The organism is Limibacillus sp. MBR-115 (assembly GCF_040549425.1).
Lineage (GTDB): Bacteria > Pseudomonadota > Alphaproteobacteria > Kiloniellales > CECT-8803 > Limibacillus > Limibacillus halophilus.
The window spans coordinates 91,549-113,748 of sequence record NZ_JBEPTJ010000005.1; the positions used below are offsets into that span (position 1 = coordinate 91,549).

Consider the following 22,200-nt stretch of genomic DNA (forward strand, 5'->3'; position numbering starts at 1 on the left):
GAAAGCTGATTTAAACTCGCACTCTCAAAAAGGCGAATTGCGTCCGGCAGTGTGCTGGCAAAGCATTTTGACCAATAAAAATGTCAGGGAGTGTCATCAGTGAAATATCTTGAAAAGCTAACGCAGCAACTTGCGCAGGGACGCATCGGTCGGCGCGAGTTTTTACAGGGTGCCACCGCACTAGGTGTGAGCGCGACAGTTGCTACCTCGATGGCCGGGAAAGCGCTTGCGGCTCCAAAGCGTGGCGGGCGTTTCCGCTATGGTGTGGCGCATGGCTCGACAACCAACCAGTTGGATCCGGCACTCTACCTCGACGGTTGGGATTTGGGGATGGACTACACCATCCATAACCACGTCGGTGAGATGAAGGCGGACGGCAGCCTCGTTCCAGAGGCGATCGAGTCCTGGGAGGCCTCGGACGACGCCCAGAAATGGGTCTTCAATATCCGCAAGGGAATGGAGTTCCACGACGGCAAGACCTTCGATGCCGATGATATGGTCGCGTCCATTGCCCACCACCGCGGGGAAGACAGTAAGTCGCCGGCAAAGTCGCTGCTTGAGCAGATTACTTCAATCAAGGCCGACGGCAAGAACCAGGTGGTTGTCGAACTTGCTGCTGGTAATGCCGACTTCCCCTTTGTTATGAGCGATTACCACATCGCCATGCTGCCGTCGAAGGATGGCGTCGCCGACGCTACGTCCGGTAACGGCCTTGGGCCCTATGTCCTCAAAGAGTTCGAGCCTGGCGTGCGCGCATCTTTCACGCGCAACCCGAACTATCACAAGTCAGATGCGGCCTATTTCGATGAGATCGAGATGCTGGCGATCATTGACGTAACGGCTCGCACCAACGCACTCACATCCGGTGAGGTGGATGCTATCGACCGCGTCGATCTTCAGACCGTTCATTTGCTGGGCCGAACGCCTGGCGTGAAGATCGAAGAAACGGTTGGGTTCAGGCACTATGTGTTCCCAATGCGTGCCGATACCGCGCCTTACGATGACAACAATGTACGGATGGCGTTGAAACATGCCATCAATCGTCAAGAGATCGTCGATAAGATTCTGCTGGGCCACGGCATCGCGGGTAACGATCACCCGATCTCCCCGTCACTGAAGTTCCATGCAGCCGATCTTGAGCCTCGTACCTATGATATCGACAAGGCAAAGTTCTATTTGAAGCAGGCCGGACTTTCGAACATCAAGGTCCAGCTCAGCGCTGCCGACGCAGCTTATGCGGGAGCCGTCGATGCCGCCGTGCTCTTCAAAGAGCATGCCGCGCCGGCCGGCATCGATATCGAGGTTATTCGCGAACCCAACGACGGATACTGGTCCAACGTTTGGATGAACAAGCCCTTCTGCGCATCTTATTGGGGCGGACGTCCGACGGTCGACTTCATGTTCAGCACCGCTTATGCCGCCGAAGCACCTTGGAATGATAGCTTCTGGAAGCATGATCGCTTCAACGATCTGCTGATCAAGGCGCGTGCTGAGATCGACGACAAGAAGCGTGGCGAGATGTACTTCGAGATGCAGAAGATTCTGCGTGACGAAGGCAGTGTCATCGTCCCGATGTTTGCGAACTATGTCTTCGCTGTATCCGACAAGCTCGGATACAACAAGATGGCGGGTAACTTCGAGATGGATGGCTCGAAGTACGCCGAACGTTGGTGGTTCGCATAAGCATTCATCGAAGGGTATTCAGATGAATGCGTTGATCAAACTGGTGGCCCAGCGCTTGGCGCTGGGCCTCCTGATCCTCTTCATCGTATCCGCAGCCATTGCATTCGTGGTTGAGCTCCTGCCGGGTGATACCTGTCAGGAACTCATGGGGCAGGGGGCGACGCCGGATACCTTGCAAGTGTGCCGTCAAGAGATGGGGTTGGATAAACCACCTCATGAGCGTTACCTCAGTTGGCTGGGGGGTATGCTGACCGGCGATATGGGCAAAACGCTGTCGACCGGGCGAGAGATCTCCGAATTGATTGGCTCTCGTATTGGAAACACGCTGTTCCTTGCCGGGTTTGCGGCAATTATGGCGGTTCCGCTTTCCCTGATTCTCGGCATGTTGGCAGCGCTCTATCGAAACTCTCTTTTTGACAGAGCAATCAACGTTCTGACGCTATCGTCGATCTCTTTCCCGGAGTTCTTCGTGGCATACCTGTTGATTTATTTCTTTGCGAGTAAGTGGGGAATCTTTCCGGGTATCTCGAACGTCTCAAGTCCGGGCCTTAGCTTGGCAGAAAAGGTGTATCGCACCCTGCTGCCGGCCATCACCCTTACTTTGGTCGTAACGGCGCACATGATGCGCATGACACGTGCTTCCATCATCAACCTATTGGCCAGCAGTTACATCGAGATGGCACACCTGAAGGGGATCAAGCGCAGTCGCGTCATTTTCAAGCATGCCTTGCCCAACGCTTTGGCGCCGATCATCAACGTGGTGGCATTGAACCTGGCTTATCTCATCGTTGGCGTCGTGGTGGTCGAGGTTGTTTTCGTTTACCCCGGTCTGGGGCAATTGTTGGTAGACGCCGTTTCCAAGCGTGACATGCCCATGGTCCAGGCGGGCAGCATGATTTTTGCCGCGGTATATATCCTGCTGAACTTAACGGCGGATATCCTGGCCATCGTAACCAATCCACGCCTTCTGCACCCGAGATAAGGAGGCCTGGGAAATGTTCAGCACCATTTTAAAAGAGATCATCAAAGCCCCGCTGTCCGCCAAGTTTGGCCTCCTGATTATTCTTATTTACGGCTTCGTGGCGATTTTCGCGCCCGTCATAGCGCCTTATGGTGAGCGTGAAATCGTCGGGTCGCAGTTCATGCAATGGGAAGGAGACTTTGTTCTCGGGACCGACAACCTGGGCAGAGATATGCTGTCACGGGTAATCTACGGTGCCAGGAACACGGTCGGAATTGCGCTTGCCGCAACTGTTTTGACCTTTCTGATCGGTGGCTTGACCGGCATGTTGGCCGCAGCTCTTGGCGGTTGGTTCGACTTGGTATTTTCACGGATCGTCGATGCAATTATGGCGATCCCGACACTGATCTCTGCATTGATGCTGCTGACGGTGTTTGGCACGGCGATCCCGGTTCTGATCATTGTCATTGCCGTCCTTGATTCGACGCGCGTATTTCGTTTGGCGCGCGCCGTCGGCGTCAACATTACGGTTATGGAGTATGTTGAAGCCGCACGATTGCGCGGCGAAGGCTTGGTTTGGATTATTCGCCGCGAGTTGATACCAAACGCCATGGCGCCGCTGGTCGCGGAATTTGGTCTGCGCTTCTGTTTCGTCTTTCTCACAATCTCGGCCCTGTCGTTCCTCGGCTTGGGCATTCAGCCGCCGACGGCGGATTGGGGGTCGATGGTGCGCGAGACCGCAACGCTTATCTCCTTTGGCGACCCGACGCCTTTGATTCCGGCGGGTGCGATCGGCCTGTTGACGGTTGGTGTGAATTTTGTTGTCGATTGGTTCCTCCATAAAACCAGCGGACTGAAGGATTGATGCCGATGAGCGAGACAAAGGCAGCCGGTAGCGGTGGGAAAAAGGAGGTGCTACTGCGCATCCGTGGCCTTCGTATCGAGGGGCGGTCCGATGATACCTGGCACGAAATCGTCAAGGGCATCGATCTGACTTTGCACCGCGGTGAGGTCCTCGGTTTGATTGGTGAATCAGGCGCAGGAAAATCGACCATCGGTCTGGCGGCTATGGGCTTTGCCCGCGACGGCTGTCGAATCTCCGGTGGCGAGATCCTCTTCGATGGCGTCGATCTGGCAAAAATTACGCGGGAGGAAAAGAGACGGTATCGGGGATCGCGCATTGCCTATGTCGCGCAGTCCGCCGCGGCCGCGTTCAACCCGGCCCATCGCTTGATCGACCAGTATGCTGAGGCCCCGGTCCAACACGGAATCCGCACCAAGCCGGAGGCGGAGGAAGAAGCCATCGATCTTTATCATCGTTTGCGGCTTCCCGAGCCGGAGAGCATTGGTTTTCGCTATCCCCATCAGGTGTCGGGTGGGCAGTTACAGCGCGCGATGACGGCCATGGCGATGGCCTCGCGCCCAGACTTGATTATTTTTGATGAGCCGACGACTGCTCTTGATGTCACGACCCAGATCGAGGTGTTGGCCGCAATCAAGGATGTTGTCCGTCAGTTTAACACGGCGGCTATTTATATTACCCACGACCTTGCTGTGGTGGCTCAGATGGCCGACCGGATCATGGTCCTGCGTTATGGCGAACTGGTGGAAGAAAACGCCACCGGCGAGATGCTTGATGATCCACAGGAAGATTATACAAAATCGCTCTGGGCAGTGCGTACCTTCCGCAAGGAGAACCCTGCGGAATCGGAAGGCAAGGTGCCAATCGTCAAGGTGGAAAATATCTCGGCCTCCTATGGGCCGGTGCAGGTCCTCCGGAATGTAAGTTTTGAAGTACACCGTGGGCAAACGGTCGCCGTGGTCGGTGAGTCGGGCAGCGGGAAATCTACGACGGCGCGGGTAATTACAGGGCTCTTGCCGCCGGATGAGGGACGTATCCTCTTCAAGGGAACGGCCCTGCCGCCGCGTTACAAGCAGCGCAGTAAAGACCAACTACGTCATGTCCAGATGATCTATCAAAGCGCCGACACCGCCGTTAATCCGAAGCATCGGATACGCGATATCATTGGTCGGCCACTGGAGTTCTATCTCGGTCTGAAAGGCCGCAAGAAAGAGGAGCGCCTTCGCGAGCTTCTTTCCATGATTGAGCTAGAGCCGGGTGAGTACATTGATCGCTTGCCTGGCGAGCTGTCCGGTGGTCAGAAGCAACGGGTCTGCATTGCCCGTGCGTTAGCGGCCGAGCCTGAGTTGATTATCTGTGACGAGGTAACCTCCGCTTTGGACCAATTGGTTGCGGAGGGGATTTTGAGGCTCTTGGATCGGCTGCAATCCGAGTTCCATTTAGGGTACATGTTTATTACCCACGACCTTGCAACGGTTAAAGCCATCGCCGACGAGGTGGTGGTCATGTACCAGGGCGAGGTGGTCGAGGACGGTCCGAAGGAAGATATCTTCAAGCCGCCCCACCATGAGTACACGGAACTGCTGTTATCGTCGGTGCCGGAGATGGAAGTTGGATGGTTGGAACGTGTGCTTGAGGACCGGACCATGGAATCGGCCGGGAACTAAAGCGGACTTTCCTCGCTCAACCAGCGCAGCGCTTCCACCATTCGCTTGAAACTATCGGCGGCGCGCCAGCTCATGCCGCGTGCGCGCAGATACCCGTGAACGAGCTGCGTTTCCCGATGGAGTTTGGTCGGGACTCCGGCATCCTGTAGACGTTCCGCGTACAGGACTGCTTCGTCGCGCAGGGGGTCAATTTCGGCTGCAAAGAGCACCGCGCGCGGTAACCCTCCATAATCGGTTTCCGCGAGGGGTGCGAAAAATTTGTCGTCATACGGCGGTGGCCCGTCACTCCGCACCTCCTGGTAAAACTGCATATCCTGCGATGTGAGAAGCGGTGCCGCGGCTTCCTCGCGGTTGCTGGCTACAAGGGCCTCACCGCCCAGTGTGGGATAAATGAGCAGTTGCCCGGTTGCAGGCTGCTCACAGTCCCTGGCTGCAAGAGCAACAGCGGCCGCCAGATTTCCGCCTGCGCTGTCGCCGGCGACGATAACCGGGTTCTCTTGCCGTAGGGATAGATACGCGCCGAGGGCATCCTCGAAGGCGGCAGGGTGGCAATGTTCGGGTGCAAGGCGGTAATCCAGCGCGAACACGTTCATGCTTGCCGCCACGGCAAGTTCCGCGCAGATACTGTCATGGCTTTCGATGCCCCCCACAACAAATCCACCGCCGTGAAAGAACAGAAGGTGAGCCGTCGTTCTAACTGCATCCGGCTGATAATGCCGCGCCGGGCGATCTGCCAGTGTGAGGTCGTGCACCGTTAGACGGTCTGGTAGCGGCGCGCCAAAAGCAGCACAGAGCCTATCGTAAAGCGTCCGCTGTTGGTCAATGCTTAGGTTCGATCCGTCTTGCGGAAAGAAATCTTCCGATCTTTCCACGAACTGGCGGACTTCCGGATCTGTCAGGGCTGTGGCCATCAGAAAGTGTTCGTCGGTAGTTTCAGATAAGAAATGCCGTTGCTTTCCGGGTCTGGCAGCGCACCTGCACGCATATTGACTTGAACGGCGGGGAGAAGAAGGCGAGGCACAGCAAGGTTGGCGTCGCGCTCTGTCCTTGTACGGACGAAGTCCTGTTCCGTGACGCCGTCGCGCAGATGAACATTGCCCTCACGTTGCTTCGCCACGGTGGTTTCCCATGCGAAGACATCGCGGCCGGGTGCCTTGTAATCGTGTCCGACGAAAATTCGCGTTTGGGCAGGTAAGGCCAGGATCCGCTGAATGGATCGATAAAGCAGTCCGGCATCGCCGCCTGGAAAGTCACAGCGTGCGGTACCGAAATCTGGCATGAACAGAGTATCTCCGACGAAAATCGCATCCCCAATCAAGTAAGCCATGCATGAGGGTGTGTGCCCGGGCACGTGCAGTGCCTTTGCGGGCAGGGTGCCGAGTTGAAACGATTCGTCATCTTGAAACAAACGGTCGAACTGAGATCCATCCTTGGCGACCTCGGGCCCAAGGTTGAAGACCTCAGCGAAAGCAACCTGGACCGCTTTGATGTTGAAACCGATGCCGACGGGTGCACCAAGCCGTTCTTTAAGATACTGCCCCGCCGATAAATGATCGGCGTGCACATGTGTTTCCAGAATCAGGGACACGGAAAGAGCTTGTTGGTTGATGTGGGCGATGATCTTGTCTGCTGATTCATGTGATGTGCGACAGGATGCCGGATCGAAATCAAGCAGAGGATCAATCACGATGGCTTTCTTTGTTTCCGGATCACTAGCGATATAGCTAACAGTGTTGGTGGCGTTATCAAAAAACGCTTTCACGTCGGTCTTCATAATTTGGCCCCTGAACTGCTCTTGCCGCATACTCGATTGAATTTATGATAATGCCAGACAATAAATGCGAAAGTAGAGGCAGTCGATGACGCAGGCCGAGCGCAAAGATATAGGGATCTTTGATTATGTGATCGTGGGGGCCGGCTCGGCTGGCTGTGTCCTTGCGAATAGACTCTCCAAGGATCCAAAGAACTCTGTGTTGTTGCTCGAAGCCGGTGGGCGTGACAACTATTTCTGGATTCATGTCCCGATCGGTTATCTCTACACGCAGAACAATCCACGTACTGACTGGTGCTTTAAGACCGAACCCGAAGCGGGGCTCGGCGGTCGGTCGCTAAACTATCCACGGGGCCGGGTGCTCGGTGGCTGTTCATCCATCAACGGCATGCTCTATCTGCGCGGCCAGGCTCGAGACTATGACCTATGGCGGCAGATGGGTAACGAAGGCTGGGGTTGGAATGAGATTCTGCCGCTGTTCAAGCGCGCGGAGGACCAGTCCAGAGGCGCAGACGACGATCACGGGCAGGGCGGTGAGTGGCGGGTTGAAGAGATGCGGCTCACGTGGGAAATCCTTGATGCCTTTCGGGAGGCGGCAGCGGAGATAGGCATTCCCAAGACTGACGATTTCAACCGCGGCAACAACGAGGGTTGCGGTTACTTTCAGGTGAACCAGAAACGCGGTGTACGGTGGTCCGCAAGCAAGGGCTTCCTGCGCCCGGCAGCGAACCGCGAAAACCTGACGGTCATGACAAATGCCCAGGCACAAAATCTGCTGTTTGAAGGAAACCGGGCCACCGGGTTGAACTTCGAGCTAAAGGGTGCGCCGGTAAGCGTCAGGGCATCACAGGAGGTCATTCTCTGCGCGGGCGCGGTCGGCAGTCCGAACATTCTTGAGCTTTCGGGGATTGGTCAGGAGCAGAGGCTTCGGGACCTAGGTATCCCTGTTGTGTTGGACCTACCGGGAGTCGGCGAGAACCTGCAGGACCATCTACAAATTCGTTGCGTCTACAAGGTTAAGAACACGGTAACTTTGAACCAGCGCGCCAACAGCTTGTTCGGGCGTATCGGGATGGGCCTGGAATATCTCCTGTTCCGGCGCGGGCCCTTGACGATGGCGCCCAGCCAACTTGGCGCCTTTGCCAAGAGCGATCCAAGCTACGAAACGCCAAACCTCGAATTCCATGTGCAGCCGCTTTCACTGGATAAATTTGGCGACCCTCTGCACGAGTTTCCTGCATTTACGGCCTCGGTGTGCAATTTGAGGCCCGAAAGCCGTGGGTCCATTCACCTGAAAAGTCCTGATTATCGTGAGAAGCCGTCGATCCGCCCCAACTACCTGAGTCATGAGCGCGACCGCCAAGTTGCCGCAGACGCGATCCGATTGACTCGCAGGATTGCGGACGCCAAGGCCCTACAGGCCTTTGAGCCTGAGGAGCATTTGCCCGGTCCGGCAGTGGAGGGGGATGAGGCGTTGGCGCGCGCGGCCGGTGAGATCGGCACGACGATCTTTCATCCAGTCGGCACCTGCCGGATGGGACAGGATGACGCCGCGGTCGTCGATGAACGTTTGCGCGTGCGGGGAATTGCGGGACTGCGAATAGCCGATGCTTCGATTATGCCGACCATTACCTCCGGCAACACGAATTCACCGTCAATGGTCATCGCAGAGAAGGCAAGTGATCTGATCCGGGAAGACCGGCGGGATTAAGGTCGATGGCCTCGGCTGGCCTCTTCTATCGCCATGAGCCGGAGACTTCGGGTTCGGGCATCTAGAAGACCATTCTTCATACGAATCAGCAGTACAAGTACGAAGTACAGTTTGAAACCGAGTGCCATGACGAGTAAGGGCCAAAGCATCGATGGATCGATCGTAGGGCCGTCGAGGCGTAGGACGCTTGCCGGTTGGTGAAGCGTGTTCCACCATTCCACCGAAAACTTGATTACCGGCAGATTCACGACCCCGACAAGGGCCAGGATTGCCGCCGATCGCTGGCCGCGTTCCGAGTTCTCAAATGCGCTCAAAAGAGCCAGATGGCCCAGGTAGAGGAAGAACAGTACCAGGACCGAGGTCAAACGGCCGTCCCAAACCCACCAGGTACCCCACATAGGTTTACCCCACAGAGAACCGGTAACAAGTGCGAGGAAAGTAAAACAGGCTCCGATCGGAGAGGCTGCTTTCGCTGCTAGATGCGCCAGCGGGTGCCGCCACACAAGACCGACGAAACTTGATACGGCGACCACCAGGTAGATAAAAAGGGCCATCCAGGCCGACGGCACGTGGACAAACATGATCCGCACCGTCTCGCCTTGCTGGTAGTCCGGCGGCGCGACAAACAGTGATAGATAGAGTCCCAGAGCCAGTGTCAAAACGGTAGCTCCCACGATCCATGGCTGGAACCTGTCGGCGAGACGTCGAAACCGGGCCGGGTTGGCGAAGTGTTGCATGAAACCTCTCTAGCGCCGCGAATGGCCGGAGATATAACGCAGCTTGCCGCGCGGCAAAAGGCACGGATTCGTTATACAGCCTGGCAAACCGGGATACACAATGCTCAGTTGGATGTCGCGACGCGGGTCGCCTTGCCCGCCATGCCGCCGAAAAGGCCCGAGATCCTTTCACGCCATTCAGCAACTTCATCCTCGGGAGTCAGCAGTTCGAACGTCGAGCAACAGCGCGCCCACTGAAAAGCGCTAAATACGATGTAATCGCCAAAACCGGGCGATTCGCCACAGAGAAAGCTTTGTTCATGCAACGTCTTGCGAAGCGGGGTCAGAAGGTCATGGAAAGCGGGTAGCCTGGCGTCGCGGTCAGCGGTGACTTCTTCCAGTCGTTTCCCATATCTTTGCTCTCTGGATTGCCTGAAATACCCCTTATCCCTTTCATCCAGACAGTCGTGGATATCGGAAACGATCAATCGCGCCACTGCGGGGTACAAAACGGTTTCGGACCAAAACTTGAAGAAGTGGGTTATGCCCCGGCTGATATCGCATCCGAACAAGTTGGGGGAATCGGGATAGGTTTCCTCCAAGTAGCGGGCGATAGTCCAGGAATCATGAATCCAGGTATCCCCGTCGACAAGCACTGGAACGCGGCCCTGTCCTGACGGCTCCAGGCGGTGTTTCTCGGTAAAAAGCCAGGGTACGGTCTCAAACTCCAGGCCCTTATGCACCAGGGCCATGCGAATGCGCCAGCAATAGGGACTAAAGCGGAGGTCCGGGTCAGCACCGGCCAATTCGTAAAGTGTTAGCGGCATCTTCTTTAAATCTTTCCTGTCTCGTCGGCTAAATCTCAGTTCAAGGATATCCAATGTGCAGGGACATGACGAGCCGATAGCGCGAACAGGGTTTGTCTTTGAGATTTGCGTCATAGAGAGGGTAATCTGGGACTGCGAGTCCTTCAGACCAATTCACTCCGGAGATCCGACAGATGAAGATCAAAGCCGCCGTCCTTCACCAGATGGGGTTAGCGCGCCCCTACAGCCAATCACGTCCCCTGGTAATCGAGGAGCTTGATTTGGATGGACCCGGTGAAGGCGAGGTTCTGGTCCAGATCAAGGCCGCGGGACTTTGTCATTCCGACCTTTCGGTGATGGATGGCGCTCGTCCCCGACCGACTCCCATGGCTCTTGGACATGAAGCAGCCGGCATTGTCGCCGACGTCGGTAAAGGTGTGGACGATCTCAGGAAAGGCGATCACGTCGTGATGGTCTTCGTGCCTTCCTGCGGTCATTGTCTGCCTTGCGCCGAAGGGCGTCCGGCGCTTTGCGAACCTGCCGCAAAGGTGAACGGAGAAGGGGTGCTGCTTTCGGGGCAGCGACGCCTGAAGCTGAATGGCGAGCCGGTCAACCATCATATGGGTGTCTCCGCTTTTGCCGAGTACGCCGTGATGTCGCGGCGCTCACTGGTAAAGGTCGACCCGGATTTGCCATTGGAGCAGGCGGCGTTGTTTGGCTGTGCGGTCCTGACAGGAGTCGGCGCGGCGCTCAATACGGCAGGTGTGACGCCGGGAAGCAAGGTGGCCGTGATCGGTCTGGGTGGCGTCGGATTCAATGCGCTGCTTGGGTCGGTCTTGGTTGGCGCCGATCAGGTAGTGGCACTAGATCTCGTTGCCTCCAAGCTCGATCTTGCCCGGCAGCTTGGCGCCACAGACGCCTTTCTGGCAAATCAGGAGGACATAGTCGAGGCCGTCAAGGACGCGACCGGGGGAGGCGTGGACTTCGCGCTGGAAATGGCAGGGTCCGTTCCGGCGTTGGAACTCGCTTATAAGATCACCCGACGCGGCGGTACAACGGTGACCGCCGGTTTGGCGCATCCTTCAAAAATGATGCAACTCCAGCAGGTTTCTCTGGTTGGAGAGGAACGGACGCTAAAGGGTAGCTATATAGGGTCTTGTGTTCCGGTCAGGGATATTCCTCGCTACATCGGGTTGTTCCGCAAGGGGCGCCTGCCGATCGACCGTCTGATGAGCGAGAAGGTCGGATTCAACGAATTGAACGGTGCATTCGATAGGCTTGCCGAAGGCGCAACGGTGCGGCAGCTTCTGATTCCCTAGGATGCGCGGTCGCGGCCTGCTGCGAAGCCTTCGAGGAAGGTCTTGAGGTTATCGCCAAGGGCCGCGGTCAAATAGCCGCCTTCCTGCACTAAAACAGTGGGCAATCCGAGCGCCGCGATGGCTCGTGCGACTTTGCCAAAATCGTCGGTTGTCAGAGCAAGGCCTGCAAGCGGGTCGGCTTCGTGGGCGTCGAGGCCCAATGCTACGACCAGTGCGCTGGGGCCAAAAGCACTGATTCTTTGTGTAGTTTTTTGTAATGATTTCAGGAAGTTATCGCCCGTTGTTCCCCTTGGGAGTGGAAGGTTAAAGTTATAACCCAGACCGCGACCGGTACCGCGCTCATCGGCAAAGCCCCAAAAGAAGGGATAAAAACGGACCGGATCAGCGTGCAACGAGATCGTCAGAACGTCATCTCGGTCATAGAAGATGGCTTGCGTGCCGTTACCGTGATGCAGATCGACATCCAGGACGGCGACAGTCCCAAGGCGTTCACGGAGATATTGGGCGGCTATGGCGGAGTTGTTCAGGTAGCAAAAGCCTCCGGCCATGTCGGCGAAGGCATGATGTCCCGGTGGACGGCAAAGTGCGTAGGCTTCCGACGCACCATCCAGGATCAACTGCGCTGCCTGTGTCGCGATGTCGGCGGACAAGCACGCCGCTTCCCAGGTGCCTTCCCCGATGGGGCAGGCCGTATCTGCCATGTGGTAGCCAGCCTGGCCAACGGCGGAAGCGGGATACCCAGCGACGCCAAGACTGGCACCTCGGGCTTGTGGATGGATGTTTGGTATTACTTCCGGCGATGCATCGGGAATCCGTTGCCAGCGGGTGTAGATGTTTTCAAGAAACTCAAGGTATTCAGGCGAATGCACCGCGCCTCGCGGTGCTGCACCAAAAGATCTTGGGGTTACAATGATATGGCCTGCGTCCTTTACCGATGAAATCAAGGCATCGGCGCGCTCTGGAACTTCGGGATTCTGCTGCTGGCTCCCGCTCACCAGGAAGTTTTTTGGATAATGGATTCTATGGCCGTCGCTATAGACGATTTTCATGGTGGAGCAGCCTTGTGAGTATCAGGGAATAACAACGGGTTAGAAGCGGACCGTGTCACCACCTTTAAGTTTCAGGATAGCGCGAGCCTCATCTGGCGAGGCAACCTCCAAGGACAGGCTCTCCAGTATGGTTCGGACACGCGCAACCTGTTCTGCGTTGCTCTTTGCCAGGACACCCCTACCTAGGTAGAGGGAATCCTCCAATCCAACCCGGACGTTTCCGCCGAGAACCGCGGCTTGTGTCACCAGTGGCATCTGATGCCGTCCGGCGCCCAGTACCGAGAAAACATAAGCATCGCCGAAGAGCTTGTCGGCCATCCGCTTCATGTGGACCAGGTTTTCCGGATCCGGCCCGATACCGCCCAGAACGCCCAGAACAAATTGAATGAAGAAGGGAGGCTCGATCAGACCGCGATCTGCGAAGTGACGCAGGCTGTAGAGATGCCCAACATCATAGCATTCAAACTCAAACCGCGTTCCATTCTTCTTACCTAAAGTATTAAGAATATATGCGATATCTTTGAAAGTATTCTTAAAAACAAAATCTTCCGAGTTTTGCAAGAAATCCCGCTCCCAGGGATACTTGAAGTCGGTAAAGCGTTCGAGTGCAGGAAAGAGGCCAAAGTTCATTGATCCCATGTTCAAGGAGGCCATTTCCGGCGCCGTCTTTTCTGCTGCCATCAAGCGTTCGGCGACGGTCATATGCTGACCACCGCCCGTGGAAATATTTACAACTGCGTCGGTCGCCTGTTTGATTCGGGGCAAGAACTGCATAAAAACGTTCGGATCGGCCGTCGGCTTACCGTCTGCGGGTTCGCGCGCATGCAGATGCAAGATCGCCGCGCCAGCCTCGGCCGCTTCGATTGCCTGAGTTGCAATTTCATCCGGCGTCAGCGGCAGATATTCGCTCATGCTCGGTGTATGGATCGAGCCGGTAACGGCGCAGGAGATTATGACTTTGCTTTGTGCCATGAGTTGCGATGGCTCCCTTGGTATTGGTTCAAGCGGCTTGCACACCGAGGTCCGGCAATCCGGACTCCTGGGCAAAGGTTGCCAATGTGTCGGCGATAATGCTCAAAATTTCTTCGACTTCCGCTGCAGTTACGATCAAGGGAGGGCATACAAGCAGATGGTCGCCTTCTATCCCACCCCGGGTGCGCCGGGAATAGATGATAAGTCCCTTCTCGTGGGCCAGATCGACGCAACGCTGATAGGCGTTCAACTGCTTGGGTAGAACTGCCATTGTCGCGCGGTCCGAAACAAGCTCGAAGGCCACCAAGAGCCCTTTGCCGCGTACATCGCCGATGAAAGGGAATCGCTCAGCCAGACGCCGGAGCCCGGCCTGTATCTGTTCACCCCGCAGCGTCGCGTTCTCCATCAAGTTATGGTCCAGCAGTTCATGCAGGACGGCACGACCGGCAGCACAAGCCAAGGGATTGCCTGCATAGGTGTAGCCGTGCATGAAACCGCCAGCGTCGAGAACGGCCTCGACATGGGGTGTGCGTGCGATCATCGCGCCCAACGGCGCATAACCTGCTCCAAGACCTTTCGACAGTGCGACGATATCTGGTGTGATGCCCCAATGGTCGGCTGCCAAATATCGACCGGTGCGGCCGGCACCGCTCATCACTTCGTCATAGATCAGAAGAACACCGTACTGCTTACAGATCTCGGCAACGCGGCCGTAGTAGCTATCCGGAGCGACGAGGGCACCTGTTGAAGCGCCGCCAACGGGCTCCATCAGGAATGCCAGAACGCTTTCCGGGCCTTCGCGCTCTATGGCATCGGCCAGAAGATCGGCATACTTCAGGCCGCGTTGCTCTGGGCTCAGATTGTCACGATCCAGGTAAGTCGTCGGCGCCGGGATTTTTGGCATGGATTCCATCATCGGCGCAAAAGGAGCCGTCAAAGGCTCGTAGCCTGTGACCGCCAAGGCTCCCAGTGTTCCGCCGTGATAGGAGGGGAACCGGGAGATAACTTTCCGTCGCTGGTCCTGGCCGGTTGCCAAGGCGTACTGCCGGGCGAACTTGATGCAGGATTCCACCGCCTCGGAGCCGCCTGACACAAAAAAAGCGCGATCAAGATCGCCTGGCATTTGTGCGGTTAACTCACGCGCCAATTCTTCGGCCGCTTCGTTCTCGAAATGAAGCCGATAGGCGAAGCTGGTCTGATCCAACTGCCGCTTTATTGCCTCGTTCACACGCGGGTTGCCGTATCCGATGTTGACGCACATGGGGCCGGAGGTGCCGTCAATGTATCGCTTTCCACTCTGATCCCACAGGTAGATTCCCTCGGCGCGGGCAACGAGCGGGCGTCGCAGACGGCTCTGATAGAAGAGGTGGGACGGCTTGCGAGTGTCGGGGCCGCTTGGTGTGCTACTCATTCTTGGTGCAACTCCAAAACTAGAATCTGTTTCAAGCCGTGGTCGGTAACAGGACGCAATCGTCGGGTCTGACGGTCAGCTTAACCGCTGCGCCTTCGGCGAAGGGACGTCCTTCGATAGGGTTTATTGCCTGTAGCGTGTGAGGTCCAGCCTGCAGGAAGTACCGTGCCGCCAATCCTTGGTAATCGACGGCCTTGACGGTTGCGTCCAGACTAGATGCCTTGTCGAATTCGCCGGTTTGAGCGGTAAGTTTCAGTCTCTCGGCACGGAGTACGAGACGAAGCCGATCACCGGAGGCAAAGCACGCGTTGCGGTCCAACGCTGTGAGTTTCATGCCGCCGTCCACAACAAGCAATAGTTCGTGGCCGTTCTTCTCCGAGACCTCGGCATCTAAAATGTTCGAGTTTCCAAGGAAGGTGGCGACAAATTCGTTGCAGGGGGCGTTGTAAACATCCTCGGGGGAACCGATCTGCTCGATGCGGCCTTGGTTCATGACCACGACCTTATCCGACATGGCGAGCGCTTCCGACTGGTCGTGTGTGACGAAAACGGTGGCTACGCCGAGTTCCCGCTGAATACGCTTGAGTTCGACACGCATCTCCTCGCGCAGATTGGCATCCAGAGCCGATAGCGGTTCGTCGAGCAGCAAGACGTCGGGCTGAATGACGATGGCGCGTGCTAATGCAATGCGTTGCTGCTGCCCGCCGGAAAGCTGCGCCGGATAGCGATCACCGACATGCGGCAGGCGCACAAGATCAAGTGCCTTTTTTACTCGCTCCGCTGCTTCTGCTTTGCTGACACTTCGGTATTTAAGCCCAAACGCCACGTTATCTTGGACGGACTTGTGAGGGAAAAGGGCGTAGTTCTGGAAAACGAGGCCGAGATTCCTCTTATGGATTGGTACATCGTTGACCCGTTTGCCTTTGATCGTGATTTCACCCTCGCTGGCCTGCTCCAGACCGGCGATAACCTTCAAGGTCGTCGTCTTCCCGCAGCCCGAGGGGCCAAGCAAGGTGACGAACGCGCCATCTTCAACCGTGAGGTCGATATCACGGGTCGCGACGAACTCGCCGTAGCGTTTCACCAGGGCCTTAATTTCGACTGCGTGCTGAGATGCGGTCACGGTGCTGTCAATCCTCATAAAAAGGGGCGTGTCGTAGCGGGTGGAAGGGGACCACGATCGCGGCCCCCTCCTTTAGCTTCCCTAGTATCCCTTTTGAACGCGGCCGAAGGTCTTCGACCACTCAGCCTCGTTACCGTTCCAGTAAGCAGGATCGGCAAAGGTAAGCTGACTTAGCGTTCCGGTCGCGTCGTAGGCCGGAAGCAAAGGAATCTTGTCGCCCAGATCAACTTTCGTCGGGTCGAGCGACGGCGGGTAGCTCTGGCCCTCGGCAACTGCAATGGCTACTTCAGGCTCCAGCATGAAGTTCAAAAGTTCTTCGCAGGCCTCCAAGGGGCTGCCCTTCAGAACCATCAGACACTCCTGCCAACCGAAACCATTCTTCGGGTCATGGTAGGCGATCGGATGGCCCTGTTGTTGTAGGGCGGCAATTCGACCGGACCAGCCTTCGGTCACGTAGATCTCTTCTTCAGCCAAAAGGCTCATCAGTTCTGCCCCGGAACCCCAGTACTTCAATGCATTGTCCCGATGTGCCCGGATGGCGTCCCAAACGGCGTCCATGTCCTTGATGTCATTTGGATTTTGATCGGTTGCCAGTGCGCCGTACCAGACACGCGTCCGCCAGTCGCCCCAACCGCCGATTTTACCTTTGTACTTCGCATCAATGAGGATCTTGGCGCCTTTTTCTTCCATCTCCTCCTTGGAGATGTACTTCGTATTGTAGGCTAGACCGGTGGTGCCGTAATCGTAGGGCGCGCAAGAGAGATTGCCGTTGGTGACCTTTCTGAAAGGCTCCTTCAGGGCAGTCATGACGAGTTCGAGATTCGGAATGTTGGCCTCGTTCAAAACCACATCGTATCCAAGACCGGCGTAGCGCGCGTAATCGAACACACCCGAGGCGTGGAAGAGATTGAACTCACCGGGCTGTCCCGCTTTGACGCGGCTCAGATACTCGTCACCGCTGGAAAAGGTGCCATCGATGACTTCGATGCCCGTGGCTTTTTGGTAGGGATCGAATGCGTACTTTCGGAATGCCTCGGATACGACACCGCCCCAACCGTCGAAGCGCACGGAATCAGGTTTGGCCGCTAGCGCCCGCTTGCCAAGTGCACCCATCGGACCGCCGGTCAGGCCGTAAGCCAATCCGGCAGCACCAATGAGCGACATGAGCTCGCGCCGGCTGAGGTCGCCGCTGCGATAACGTTCTAGAAGCCGTTGATAGCGTTTCGTGTTGTCCATGGTGGTTATCCTCCTGTTCATGGGCTTTTAGTTTGATGGTGTTCGTGAAAGGCGCCGCGCCAAACCGGCGCCAAGCAAAGGAAGAGCCACGGTCACAAGGATCATGACAGTTCCCAGGGCGTTGATTTCGGGGCTGATTGAATTTCTCAGCATCGAGAAAATCTGGGTCGGGACCGTTTCCACACCCGCGGGTTTCCAGAACAACGTGCCGGTGATGTCGTCGAAGGAAACGGTAAAGGCGAATAGCATCCCCGCGGCCACTGCCGGCATCAGTAAGGGGAGGGTTACTTGCATAAAAGCCTGTACTTTATTGGCGCCCAGGCTCAGGGCGGCTTCCTCATAGACGCGTTTGATGGCCACCAGGCGGGCCTGCACGACAAGAATGACGAAGGGCAGGGTGAAGATGACATGTCCCATCAACAGCATCAGGAAGTTCTTGGGCAGCGACAGCCAGCGCAAGAACAGCAGCAGTGCCACGGCCAGCACGACTTCCGGTACCAGAACAGGTGCAATCAGCAGAGTGTTGAGAAAGGACTTCCCGGGGAAGTCGTAACGCACCAGCGCCAACGATGCGAGAATGCCCATGGCGGTTGAAATCAAAGCCGTCAAGCTGCCCAGAAGTAACGATGTCTGAAACGCGCGAACGATCGCCGCATTGTTCCAGAGCGCCTCGAACCAACGTAGACTCAATCCTTCGATCGGAAAGCCGCCGAACTGGCTGCTGTTGAAGGACAGCAGCACGACGACCGTCACCGGAGCGAACATGAAGAGGTATACCAGCACGGTGTACGATTTGAGCGCTATCCAGCCTTTATTTTGCATCGCCGGTCCTCATGAGAAGCTCTTGTACAACTGGTTTAGGCCAAGATAGCGGTTGTAGAGCAGCACCACCGATCCCAGAATCAAAAGCAGCACGATGGACAGCGCCGATCCAAGAGGCCAGTTCAACTGCGTTATGATGGCCTCGTAAATCAGGTTGGCGAACATGGCATCGGTCGGACCGCCGAGTACCAGCGGTGTGATATAGGTGCCGGACCCCAGCACGAAACAAAGCAGGCCGCCGGCCGCCAATCCAGGCATGGACAGCGGTAAGGTAACTTCCAAAAATGCCTGCCAGGGCGTTGTTCCTAGGCTGCGGGCCGCCGGGACCAGATCGCGGTCCATACCATCCAGGCTGACGTATATGTTGAGGATCATGAACGGCAGCAGGAAATGAAGTAACCCGAGGATTACCGTGACCTCGTTGTAGAGCATTTGCAGCGGTTCATCGGTTAAAGAAAGAGCCTCAAGCAGGTAGTTGAACGCGCCGCTGACACCCAGGATGTTGATCCAAGACATCGTGCGGATGATGTAGCTGATCCAGAAGGGGAGCATTAGCAACAGCAGCAAAAGCGCCTTGTTACGAAATCGCGTGTTAGCAACGAAAAAAGCTGCCGGATATCCAAGCAACGCGCACAGGATCGTCGTAATCCCGGCAATGCGCAAAGTGCTGAAAAGGATGTCGCGGTAAAAGCTGTCCGTCAGAACCTCCACCCAGTTATCCAGGTAAAAACCTGGCTGCTCGCCACCCACGGAGGTTCTTAGCCAAAAGGAGTAAACGACGACGAACGCCACCGGAACCACCAGCAAGAAGGCCACGGATACCATCGCCGGGGTTAGCAAGATTATAGGGTTCAAGTTGGGCCTGCGATCCGAGGCCATGGCGTCATCCCGTCAGTTTCACAACGACAAGAATCCTCCCGGACGCTTGCCAAGTCCCTTGATTACGTCCGGCTTCATAATATAAAGCAAATAGATAAGCAGAATATTAGACATAGATAGAAACTATAATAGGGGTGTCGGGTGAACCAGATTGAAGAACGACGCAAGGAACGCCTCAGCCGCCAGTTGGACTGGAATTTGCTACGAACCTTTATGGTTATCGTTCAGGAAGGAAGCATCACCCGAGCGGCGGAACGCCTGCTATTGAAGCAACCGTCCGTCAGTAGCGCCCTCAAGCGTCTCGAAACTCAGCTCGCTCGACAACTGATCGAACGCGGGCCCAGCATTTTCCGGGTAACGCCAGCGGGTGATCTGCTTTATCGGGAGTGCGTGGAAATTTATGGCAGTGTGTCGCGCCTTGCGGTTCTGTTGCGCGACGTACATGACGAGATATCAGGGCACATAACGATTTCCCTAGCCAGCCATGTGGTCTGTCCGACTTTTGATGAGGTCTTGTCGAGATTCCACCAAGAGCACCCGAAAGTAACCTACGCGCTTGAAATCGATACCAGTGCGGTGGTTGTCGAATCTGTTTTGCAGAAGCGGGCAAGCCTTGGCATTTGTTTGGTACACGACAAGGATCCGCGCCTTCCTTATCTCCATTTATACCGTGAGTTCTTTGGATTCTTCTGCGGCCCCCGACATCGCTTTTTCGGCAGAAGCGATCTGCAGTTAACAGATTTGCGAGGCGAACCGAACGTTTCCTTCAAGACCGACCAGCTTTCCGATGCCCTGCGCCCCGTAGCTTTGCTGCGCGAGCGTCATGACTTGCAGGGTCCCATCATCGGAACGTCCTCAAACTTGGAAGAGGTGCGCCGCATGATCATTGGCGGGCTTGGGATTGGACCCTTGCCGCTGCATGTCATGACGCGGGACCAAGAGGCGGGATTGCTCTGGCGTTTGCCTCCCTACGAGGATCCGCCGGTAATCGACATCTATATGGTTTACAATCCGCGCGCCCACCTGAATCGCGCCGAGCGTCACTTCATCGAGGCTTTGCAGGATGCTGTTGCGGCGACACCGCTGGAAGAGCGAACCTACGTACCTGAACGCGCGAACGGCTGAACCTAGATTTCCTTACCCTCAAAGGGGTGCCAGCCGTCTCGGTGCTCGATTTCGACAATCCAGACATCCGGATCGCGTTTGATGCTGCGTGCCAGGTACTCCTCGCCTTCGGCATTGCTGACGATGCCGTCGCGAAACGCAGCCATCCACCCCAAATTGCCATCGAGATCGCGAGCTTGAGTGAGAACCTTGCAACGACCATCCAATAGATCGAGCTTCAGGATAACAGCACCGCTCTGTCGCTCTCCCTTGTGGCGCACCATTGCCGAAATCGCCTGCTGATCGCAGTAGCGAATTTTCGCGCCGACCCACAAGTGCGTCGGCAAGCGTTCCTCAGTCATCGGCAACCTCATCGGTCACCGACGGTTCCGGGGGCAGGCCATAGCGCGCACGCTTGGCCGCCTTGCGTTCGGCACGCGCCTGTAGCTTCTCTTCCTTGCGATCGAGCCCTTCGATAACGATGACGGCTTCGCCTTTGGTCTCCTCAGCGTCAAAGGCTTGAACAAGGTCTGAAAGCTTGCCGCGGCGTACGCGCTCATAGAGCTTGGTGAGCTCAAGACAAACCGCAGCACGTCTGTCCCCGAGCACATGGAGAGCATCGGCGAGAAATCCCGCAATGCGGTGTGGGGATTCGTAAAAGACGAGCGTATGGAATCCCAATGCTTCTTCCTCGATGAAACGCTGCCGCTGGCCTGCTTTCTTCGGCGCAAAACCCTTGAAGACAAAAGATGAGGTCGGTAGGCCCGATATTGTCAGAGCCATGACGGCGGCGTTAGGGCCGGGCAGGGCGGTCACTTCAAATCCCGCGGCCAAAACAGTTTCCACCACACGGTAGCCCGGGTCCGAAAGGCCGGGCGTACCCGCATCGCTGCAAAGACCTACCGAGACGCCGGATTGCAGCAATCGCACAATCTGCATTGCCGCTTTTGCCTCGTTGTGTTCGTGGCAAGCGAGCAGACGTTTGCGCTTTGTGATTCCATGACGGTCCAACAATCGCGCAGTGTGTCGGGTATCCTCGCAGGCAAGGGCTGGCAACTCGTTAAGCTGCGCCAAGCTGCGGAGCGAGACATCCTCAAGATTGCCGATTGGCGTGGCGATGAGAACAAGCTTGGGGACTGGAGTGTCCATTTCCCTCTCGTGCTCCCTCAGGCGTTTGGTGCTCCGTAATAGAGCGTCACGGTATGCTTGGCTTCGGCAAAGAATAGCCAGCGCTCCATCAAGATGCCAACAAGTCCCATTAACACGGCAACGATCACGATTGGCGCGGCCGGGAGCACAACGAGTAGATCGGCGGCCAACAACAGGACCAGAGGTGCGACGAAGCCACAGGCAATCGCCAGACGCCTCAGTTTCATGGCGTGCTTGCGGCCGATCGCGAAAGCCATTTCCTTGAGCAGATAATTCTCTTCGGAGTGAGGCGCCTCTAACAGGCGCACCTTCCCAAACTGCCCTAACCCAGTGGCGCTCTCGGGTGTTGCCTGACTGCGCCGGTTGGAGGCAATCGCCCAATAGCCCGCTTTGATGGTCCAGCCCACGGATAGCAATAGCGCCGAGAGTCCCATAGGCCAGTTACCTTGCGGCGCATAGAAAACCGTGATGAGGGAGAAAAGCAACGCGCCGCCGGCTAACGCCATGCCGACAAAGGCCGGTAGAGTCCAGGCGCTGTGCCATTGCGCAATAGGCTTCAGGGACGCGTAGATCATGGCGGTGCAGCCAACGGTCACAGCTGCGCCAAGTGCTGACAATACCGCGGCCAAGGTCCACACCTCGTTGAAGAACACCCACCCGATTGCCAACGCCAACGCAGGAGCGAAGGTCACCAGCGATGCCACCCCTTCGCGTGAAAGCCAAGAGCTTCGCCATTGGCTAAGCGCACGCCAAGCGCGCTCCGGGTGCCCAAGATGCAGCGTCGATGACAGAAGGCCCGTGGTGATCATGCCAAGGCTTATGATCATGGATATTAATCCAAAAGCGCTATCGGCCGGCAGCATGCCCGCTGCGCCAAGAACGCCTATCAGGAACAGCAATCCGTAACCGCTGCCGGAAAAAACAGTAAAGACTATTATGGAAGGTGCAGGATGCATGCT

The 22,200-nt window shown here is 56.6% G+C and carries 21 protein-coding genes; 7 read left to right on the top strand and 14 right to left on the bottom strand.

Annotated elements, in window-relative coordinates; genetic code table 11:
- The first annotated feature begins 99 nt into the window (after positions 1-99).
- From ABIE63_RS11695 to ABIE63_RS11710, 4 genes are read left to right on the top strand one after another with little or no spacing between them, the layout of a single operon-like run.
- On the top strand, positions 100-1,683 hold the full coding sequence (locus ABIE63_RS11695) for an ABC transporter substrate-binding protein (RefSeq protein WP_183416268.1): 1,584 nt from the start codon (positions 100-102) through the stop codon (positions 1,681-1,683).
- 22 nt (positions 1,684-1,705) lie between these two features.
- Positions 1,706-2,665: an ABC transporter permease gene (locus ABIE63_RS11700; RefSeq protein WP_183416269.1), complete on the top strand. Its 960-nt coding sequence runs from the start codon at positions 1,706-1,708 to the stop codon at positions 2,663-2,665.
- A gap of 13 nt (positions 2,666-2,678) precedes the next feature.
- Positions 2,679-3,509, top strand: coding sequence for an ABC transporter permease (locus ABIE63_RS11705; protein ID WP_354504661.1), 831 nt, complete (start codon positions 2,679-2,681; stop codon positions 3,507-3,509).
- 5 nt (positions 3,510-3,514) lie between these two features.
- Positions 3,515-5,173 (top strand): ABC transporter ATP-binding protein, encoded by a 1,659-nt coding sequence (locus ABIE63_RS11710; RefSeq protein ID WP_354504663.1) that lies wholly within the window; start codon positions 3,515-3,517, stop codon positions 5,171-5,173.
- Here ABIE63_RS11710 and ABIE63_RS11715 read toward each other — a convergent pair.
- Positions 5,170-6,084 carry an alpha/beta hydrolase gene (locus ABIE63_RS11715; RefSeq protein WP_354504664.1) on the bottom strand — a complete coding sequence of 305 codons (915 nt, stop codon included), beginning with the start codon at positions 6,082-6,084 and terminating at the stop codon, positions 5,170-5,172. The genes ABIE63_RS11710 and ABIE63_RS11715 overlap by 4 nt on opposite strands.
- Positions 6,084-6,947, bottom strand: a complete 864-nt coding sequence (locus tag ABIE63_RS11720; protein ID WP_354504666.1) for an MBL fold metallo-hydrolase — start codon at positions 6,945-6,947, stop codon at positions 6,084-6,086. Before ABIE63_RS11720 ends, ABIE63_RS11715 begins: the two co-directional genes overlap by 1 nt.
- 85 nt (positions 6,948-7,032) lie before the next feature.
- On the opposite strand from ABIE63_RS11720, the gene ABIE63_RS11725 reads away from it, so the two are divergent.
- Positions 7,033-8,655: a GMC family oxidoreductase N-terminal domain-containing protein gene (locus ABIE63_RS11725; RefSeq protein ID WP_354504667.1), complete on the top strand. Its 1,623-nt coding sequence runs from the start codon at positions 7,033-7,035 to the stop codon at positions 8,653-8,655.
- Here the strand turns inward: ABIE63_RS11725 and ABIE63_RS11730 are convergent.
- Together ABIE63_RS11730 and ABIE63_RS11735 are read right to left on the bottom strand one after the other, a co-directional pair.
- Positions 8,652-9,392, bottom strand: a complete 741-nt coding sequence (locus ABIE63_RS11730) for a heme ABC transporter permease (RefSeq protein WP_354504668.1) — start codon at positions 9,390-9,392, stop codon at positions 8,652-8,654. The two genes, ABIE63_RS11725 and ABIE63_RS11730, sit on opposite strands and share 4 nt — an antisense overlap.
- Before the next feature lie 104 nt (positions 9,393-9,496).
- Positions 9,497-10,198 (bottom strand): glutathione S-transferase family protein, encoded by a 702-nt coding sequence (locus tag ABIE63_RS11735; RefSeq protein ID WP_354504669.1) that lies wholly within the window; start codon positions 10,196-10,198, stop codon positions 9,497-9,499.
- A 173-nt stretch (positions 10,199-10,371) separates the two neighbouring features.
- On the opposite strand from ABIE63_RS11735, the gene ABIE63_RS11740 reads away from it, so the two are divergent.
- The gene (locus tag ABIE63_RS11740; RefSeq protein ID WP_354504671.1) at positions 10,372-11,496 is read left to right on the top strand and encodes a zinc-dependent alcohol dehydrogenase family protein; all 1,125 of its coding nucleotides are present in this window, start codon (positions 10,372-10,374) and stop codon (positions 11,494-11,496) included.
- Here the strand turns inward: ABIE63_RS11740 and ABIE63_RS11745 are convergent.
- The 7 genes from ABIE63_RS11745 to ABIE63_RS11775 form a co-directional block, all read right to left on the bottom strand.
- Entirely contained in the window at positions 11,493-12,545 is a 1,053-nt protein-coding gene (locus ABIE63_RS11745; protein ID WP_354504672.1) for a histone deacetylase family protein, read from the bottom strand. The genes ABIE63_RS11740 and ABIE63_RS11745 overlap by 4 nt on opposite strands.
- A 39-nt stretch (positions 12,546-12,584) precedes the next feature.
- Positions 12,585-13,517, bottom strand: coding sequence for a 3-keto-5-aminohexanoate cleavage protein (locus tag ABIE63_RS11750; RefSeq protein WP_354504674.1), 933 nt, complete (start codon positions 13,515-13,517; stop codon positions 12,585-12,587).
- Positions 13,518-13,545: 28 nt separating this feature from the next.
- Positions 13,546-14,928, bottom strand: coding sequence for an aspartate aminotransferase family protein (locus ABIE63_RS11755; protein WP_354504675.1), 1,383 nt, complete (start codon positions 14,926-14,928; stop codon positions 13,546-13,548).
- Positions 14,929-14,959: 31 nt separating this feature from the next.
- The gene (locus tag ABIE63_RS11760; RefSeq protein WP_354504676.1) at positions 14,960-16,051 is read right to left on the bottom strand and encodes an ABC transporter ATP-binding protein; all 1,092 of its coding nucleotides are present in this window, start codon (positions 16,049-16,051) and stop codon (positions 14,960-14,962) included.
- An 81-nt stretch (positions 16,052-16,132) separates the two neighbouring features.
- Positions 16,133-17,287 carry an extracellular solute-binding protein gene (locus tag ABIE63_RS11765; RefSeq protein WP_354504677.1) on the bottom strand — a complete coding sequence of 385 codons (1,155 nt, stop codon included), beginning with the start codon at positions 17,285-17,287 and terminating at the stop codon, positions 16,133-16,135.
- A gap of 27 nt (positions 17,288-17,314) precedes the next feature.
- A complete protein-coding gene (locus ABIE63_RS11770; RefSeq protein ID WP_183416283.1) occupies positions 17,315-18,109 on the bottom strand; it encodes an ABC transporter permease in 795 nt (264 codons plus the stop codon).
- Between the two features lie 9 nt (positions 18,110-18,118).
- Positions 18,119-18,988, bottom strand: coding sequence for an ABC transporter permease (locus tag ABIE63_RS11775; protein WP_183416284.1), 870 nt, complete (start codon positions 18,986-18,988; stop codon positions 18,119-18,121).
- A 141-nt stretch (positions 18,989-19,129) separates the two neighbouring features.
- Between ABIE63_RS11775 and ABIE63_RS11780 the strand changes: the two genes are divergently transcribed.
- Positions 19,130-20,113 (top strand): LysR family transcriptional regulator, encoded by a 984-nt coding sequence (locus ABIE63_RS11780; RefSeq protein WP_322091234.1) that lies wholly within the window; start codon positions 19,130-19,132, stop codon positions 20,111-20,113.
- Positions 20,114-20,115: 2 nt separating this feature from the next.
- On the opposite strand, the gene ABIE63_RS11785 is transcribed toward ABIE63_RS11780, so the two are convergent.
- The 3 genes from ABIE63_RS11785 to ABIE63_RS11795 are packed head-to-tail and all read right to left on the bottom strand — an operon-like array spanning position 20,116 to position 22,197.
- Complete coding sequence (locus tag ABIE63_RS11785; RefSeq protein WP_183416285.1) at positions 20,116-20,454, bottom strand: DUF1491 family protein; 339 nt, start codon at positions 20,452-20,454, stop codon at positions 20,116-20,118.
- Complete coding sequence (gene rsmI, locus ABIE63_RS11790) at positions 20,447-21,241, bottom strand: 16S rRNA (cytidine(1402)-2'-O)-methyltransferase (RefSeq protein WP_183416286.1); 795 nt, start codon at positions 21,239-21,241, stop codon at positions 20,447-20,449. Before rsmI ends, ABIE63_RS11785 begins: the two co-directional genes overlap by 8 nt.
- A 17-nt stretch (positions 21,242-21,258) precedes the next feature.
- On the bottom strand, positions 21,259-22,197 hold the full coding sequence (locus ABIE63_RS11795) for a DmsC/YnfH family molybdoenzyme membrane anchor subunit (RefSeq protein ID WP_183416287.1): 939 nt from the start codon (positions 22,195-22,197) through the stop codon (positions 21,259-21,261).
- Between the last annotated feature and the right edge of the window lie 3 nt (positions 22,198-22,200).

What these genes read in the sequence shown, in the direction of transcription:
- ABIE63_RS11710 (WP_354504663.1), top strand. Translation starts at nt 3,515, where the DNA reads ATGAGCGAGACAAAGGCAGCCGGTAGCGGTGGGAAAAAGGAGGTGCTA.
- ABIE63_RS11750 (WP_354504674.1), bottom strand. Translation starts at nt 13,517, where the DNA reads ATGGCACAAAGCAAAGTCATAATCTCCTGCGCCGTTACCGGCTCGATC.
- ABIE63_RS11715 (WP_354504664.1), bottom strand. Translation starts at nt 6,084, where the DNA reads ATGGCCACAGCCCTGACAGATCCGGAAGTCCGCCAGTTCGTGGAAAGA.
- ABIE63_RS11730 (WP_354504668.1), bottom strand. Translation starts at nt 9,392, where the DNA reads ATGCAACACTTCGCCAACCCGGCCCGGTTTCGACGTCTCGCCGACAGG.
- ABIE63_RS11720 (WP_354504666.1), bottom strand. Translation starts at nt 6,947, where the DNA reads ATGAAGACCGACGTGAAAGCGTTTTTTGATAACGCCACCAACACTGTT.
- ABIE63_RS11755 (WP_354504675.1), bottom strand. Translation starts at nt 14,928, where the DNA reads ATGAGTAGCACACCAAGCGGCCCCGACACTCGCAAGCCGTCCCACCTC.
- ABIE63_RS11765 (WP_354504677.1), bottom strand. Translation starts at nt 17,287, where the DNA reads ATGGACAACACGAAACGCTATCAACGGCTTCTAGAACGTTATCGCAGC.
- ABIE63_RS11740 (WP_354504671.1), top strand. Translation starts at nt 10,372, where the DNA reads ATGAAGATCAAAGCCGCCGTCCTTCACCAGATGGGGTTAGCGCGCCCC.
- ABIE63_RS11700 (WP_183416269.1), top strand. Translation starts at nt 1,706, where the DNA reads ATGAATGCGTTGATCAAACTGGTGGCCCAGCGCTTGGCGCTGGGCCTC.
- ABIE63_RS11795 (WP_183416287.1), bottom strand. Translation starts at nt 22,197, where the DNA reads ATGCATCCTGCACCTTCCATAATAGTCTTTACTGTTTTTTCCGGCAGC.
- ABIE63_RS11745 (WP_354504672.1), bottom strand. Translation starts at nt 12,545, where the DNA reads ATGAAAATCGTCTATAGCGACGGCCATAGAATCCATTATCCAAAAAAC.
- ABIE63_RS11785 (WP_183416285.1), bottom strand. Translation starts at nt 20,454, where the DNA reads ATGACTGAGGAACGCTTGCCGACGCACTTGTGGGTCGGCGCGAAAATT.
- ABIE63_RS11735 (WP_354504669.1), bottom strand. Translation starts at nt 10,198, where the DNA reads ATGCCGCTAACACTTTACGAATTGGCCGGTGCTGACCCGGACCTCCGC.
- ABIE63_RS11775 (WP_183416284.1), bottom strand. Translation starts at nt 18,988, where the DNA reads ATGGCCTCGGATCGCAGGCCCAACTTGAACCCTATAATCTTGCTAACC.
- ABIE63_RS11770 (WP_183416283.1), bottom strand. Translation starts at nt 18,109, where the DNA reads ATGCAAAATAAAGGCTGGATAGCGCTCAAATCGTACACCGTGCTGGTA.
- ABIE63_RS11725 (WP_354504667.1), top strand. Translation starts at nt 7,033, where the DNA reads ATGACGCAGGCCGAGCGCAAAGATATAGGGATCTTTGATTATGTGATC.
- ABIE63_RS11705 (WP_354504661.1), top strand. Translation starts at nt 2,679, where the DNA reads ATGTTCAGCACCATTTTAAAAGAGATCATCAAAGCCCCGCTGTCCGCC.
- rsmI (WP_183416286.1), bottom strand. Translation starts at nt 21,241, where the DNA reads ATGGACACTCCAGTCCCCAAGCTTGTTCTCATCGCCACGCCAATCGGC.